General features: G+C 71.8%; 2 protein-coding genes. Both read right to left on the reverse strand.

Annotation, left to right across the window (positions count from 1 at the left end; translation table 11 throughout):
• Nucleotides 1-1,189, reverse strand: a 1,189-nt coding sequence (locus HMPREF9719_RS03815) for a protein kinase family protein (RefSeq protein ID WP_004600651.1), incomplete at its 3' end; no start/stop codon positions are given.
• Nucleotides 1,190-1,271: 82 nt separating this feature from the next.
• Entirely contained in the window at nt 1,272-3,062 is a 1,791-nt protein-coding gene (gene aspS / locus HMPREF9719_RS03820) for an aspartate--tRNA ligase (RefSeq protein ID WP_004601881.1), read from the reverse strand.
• Nucleotides 3,063-3,218: the final 156 nt, after the last annotated feature.

Here is a 3,218-nt window from a genome sequence, read left to right on the forward strand (position 1 = left end):
GCTCCTCGGCGGCCGCCGCGGCGACGCGCTCGGCGATGAGAGCGGTGAGGCCCAGGCGGCGCCGCGCCGCGTCGGCGAGCTCGCCGGCGGCGGGCTCGCCGGTGATGATCCCCTCGAGCGACAGCTTGAGGCCCTCGTCGACGCCGATGGCGTCGAAGCCGCGGCGGTTCGCGAGCTCCGCGACGAGGTTGTGCGGGTCGCCGGCGTGGATCTCCGCGACCGCGGACACCGCGAGCGCGACGACGGCGTCCGCGACGATCGCGCGCACGACGGCCGGCTCCGCGCCGCCGAGCACCCGCTCGTCGGCCTCCCGGTGCCAGGCGCTGATCAGGGCGCCGACCTCCTCCTCGGTGAGCGGCGCAACACCCGGGTACTGGGGGAAGTCGACGATGATGCTCGCGATGTCGAAGCTCACGTCCCTAAAGCGGCCCCACTCGTAGTCGAGGAAGCGGGCCCGGCCGGTGGAGACGATGTTGTCCGGCGAGAGGTCACCCGGGCTAAAGGCCCGCAGCCCGCGGCGCAGCCGGCGCCCGGCGCTCTCTAAGAGCTCGCGCACGGGGTCGGGCACGGCGATGCCCGCGTCCTTAAGGAGGCCCGCGCCCCACTCGATGGCGTGGTGGTGGGCGAGCTGCCGGTACTGGTTGATCGCGGAGGCCTTGGGGTTGCGCCTAGCCATGAGGCTGCGCAGCGATTCGAACTCGCCCTCGCGCTCCGCGGTCGCGGCATGCAGGCTGCCGAGCGCCTGGCCCACGGAGCGCAGGTGGCCGATCCTGCCCTCGGGCTCGGCCATGAGCTCGGCGAAGGTGCGCGCGTCGCCGAGGTCGCTGAGCACGATGATGCGCTCGGCGATGTCGTAGGCGAGGACCGTCGGGCCCGGCCTCGAGGCCTCCGGCAGGGAGGTCGCGAACTGGTAGGCGACGACCTCGCGGACGAGCGCGGCGTCGTCGAGCTCGTCGTCGGTGACGGGGATGGACTTCACCACGACGGTGCGGTCCTGGAGGAACGGCGAGGCCGCGAGCCTGAGCCTGAGCACGAGGGCAGCGCCGCTGCCGCCGAGATCCTCGGCGGCGAGCGCGCGCTGCTGCCCGCCGAAGCGCCTAGAGAGCAGCGCCTCCGCCGCGGCGACGACGTCGCGGTGCTCGTCTGCCACGCCGCCAGGCTCGCCGGGCCGGTCCTCGTCGGTTGCCATGTCCCTCACCGTCTCTTTGGGTTGGTCGGTGCCCTTAAATGGCCGCGGTGCGCGGCGTTGAAGGGCGGCGACGCCTTTCTTGCTAGGCGTCGTCCTTCTTCTTCGGCTTCGCGTCGATGCCGGACTCCTTGCGCTGCTCCGGGGTGATCGGCGCGGGCGCGTCGGTGAGCGGGTCGATGCCGCCGCCCGACTTCGGGAACGCGATGACGTCGCGGATGGAGTCGTAGCCGCCGAGCAGCGAGATGATCCGGTCCCAGCCGAACGCGATGCCGCCGTGCGGCGGGGCGCCGTACGACATCGCGTCGAGCAGGAAGCCGAACTTCTCGCGGGCCTCCTCCTCGCTGATCCCCATGACCTTGAAGACGCGCTCCTGGAGCTCGGGGCGGTGGATGCGGATCGAGCCGCCGCCGATTTCGTTGCCGTTGAGCACGAGGTCGTAGGCGTACGAGGTGGCCTCGCCGGGGTGCTCGTCGAAGCTGTCGAGCCACTCCTCCTTCGGGGAGGTGAACGCGTGGTGCACGGCGGTCCACTGGGAGTTGCCGAGCGCGACGTCGCCGTCGGCGGTGGCGTCCGCGGCGGGCTCGAAGAGCGGCGCGTCGACGACCCAGGTGAACGCCCAGGTGTCGTCGTCGACGAGGTCGAGCTTGCGGGCGATCTCGCCGCGGGCCGCGCCAAGCAGCGCGCGGGCGGACTTCTGATCGCCGGCGGCGAAGAAGATGCAGTCGCCGGGCTTCGCGCCGACGTGCTCGGCGATGCCGGCGCGCTCGGCGTCGGTGATGTTCTTCGCGACCGGGCCGGAGAGCTCCCCGTCCTCGCCGACGAGGATGTAGGCCAGGCCCTTCGCGCCGCGCTGGCGGGCCCACTCCTGCCACGCGTCGAGCTGGCGGCGCGGCTGGGAGGCCCCGCCGTCCATGACCACGGCGCCGACGTAGTCGTTCTGGAAGACCCTAAAGGTCGTGTCCTTGAAGAACTCGGTGCACTCGGTGATCGTGATGCCGAAGCGCAGGTCGGGCTTGTCGGAGCCGTAGAGGCGCATCGCCTCGGCATACGTGATGTGCGGGATCGGGGTGGGCACCTCCACCCCGATCTCCTTGAACACCTCGGAGATGATCTCCTCGGCGAGCGCGATGATGTCCTTCTGCTCGGCAAACGACATCTCGACGTCCAGCTGGGTGAACTCGGGCTGCCGGTCGGCGCGGAAGTCCTCGTCGCGGTAGCAGCGCGCGATCTGGTAGTAGCGCTCGATGCCGGCGACCATGAGCAGCTGCTTGAAGAGCTGCGGGGACTGCGGCAGCGCGTAGAAGCTGCCGGGGCGAAGCCTCGCGGGCACGAGGAAGTCGCGCGCGCCCTCCGGGGTGGAGCGCGTCAGCGTCGGGGTTTCGACCTCGGTGAAGTCGTGGGCGGCGAGCACGCGGCGCGCCGCGGCGTTCGCCTTGGAGCGCAGCTTCAAGGCCGCGGCCTTCTCGGGGCGGCGCAGGTCGAGGTAGCGGTACTTGAGGCGGGCCTCCTCGCCGGCCTCGCCGCCGGACTGGTGCTCGTCGACCTGGAAGGGCAGCGCCTCGCTCGCGCTGAGCACCGTCAGCGCGGTGACGTTGACCTCGATCTCGCCGCTGGGCAGGTCGGGGTTCTCGGAGCCCTCGGGGCGGGCCTCGACGACGCCGGTGACCTTGATGCAGTACTCGCTGCGCAGGTCGTGGGCCGCCTCGGCGACGTCCTCGCGGCGGAAGACGACCTGCGCGAGGCCGGTGCGGTCCCTCAGGTCGATGAAGATCACGCCGCCGTGGTCGCGGCGCCTGGCCACCCAGCCGGTGAGCGTGACCTCGTCGTCGACGTTCGCCTTGCGGAGTTCCCCGGCGAGATGTGAGCGCAGCACGAAGGCCCTGCCTTTCACTGTGTAATCGTCCAAGTCCTTAGGTTTTTAGGGCGCCCGCCCGGCCGCCCGCCCAGCGTGCGGGCCTCGGGGCGGGCGGCGCGCTCGTCTTAGCCTACCCGGCGGGCCCGCGGGCGGGTACCGCCGCCGCCCACCCCC

The organism is Corynebacterium otitidis ATCC 51513 (genome assembly GCF_000296405.1).
Classification (GTDB): domain Bacteria; phylum Actinomycetota; class Actinomycetes; order Mycobacteriales; family Mycobacteriaceae; genus Corynebacterium; species Corynebacterium otitidis.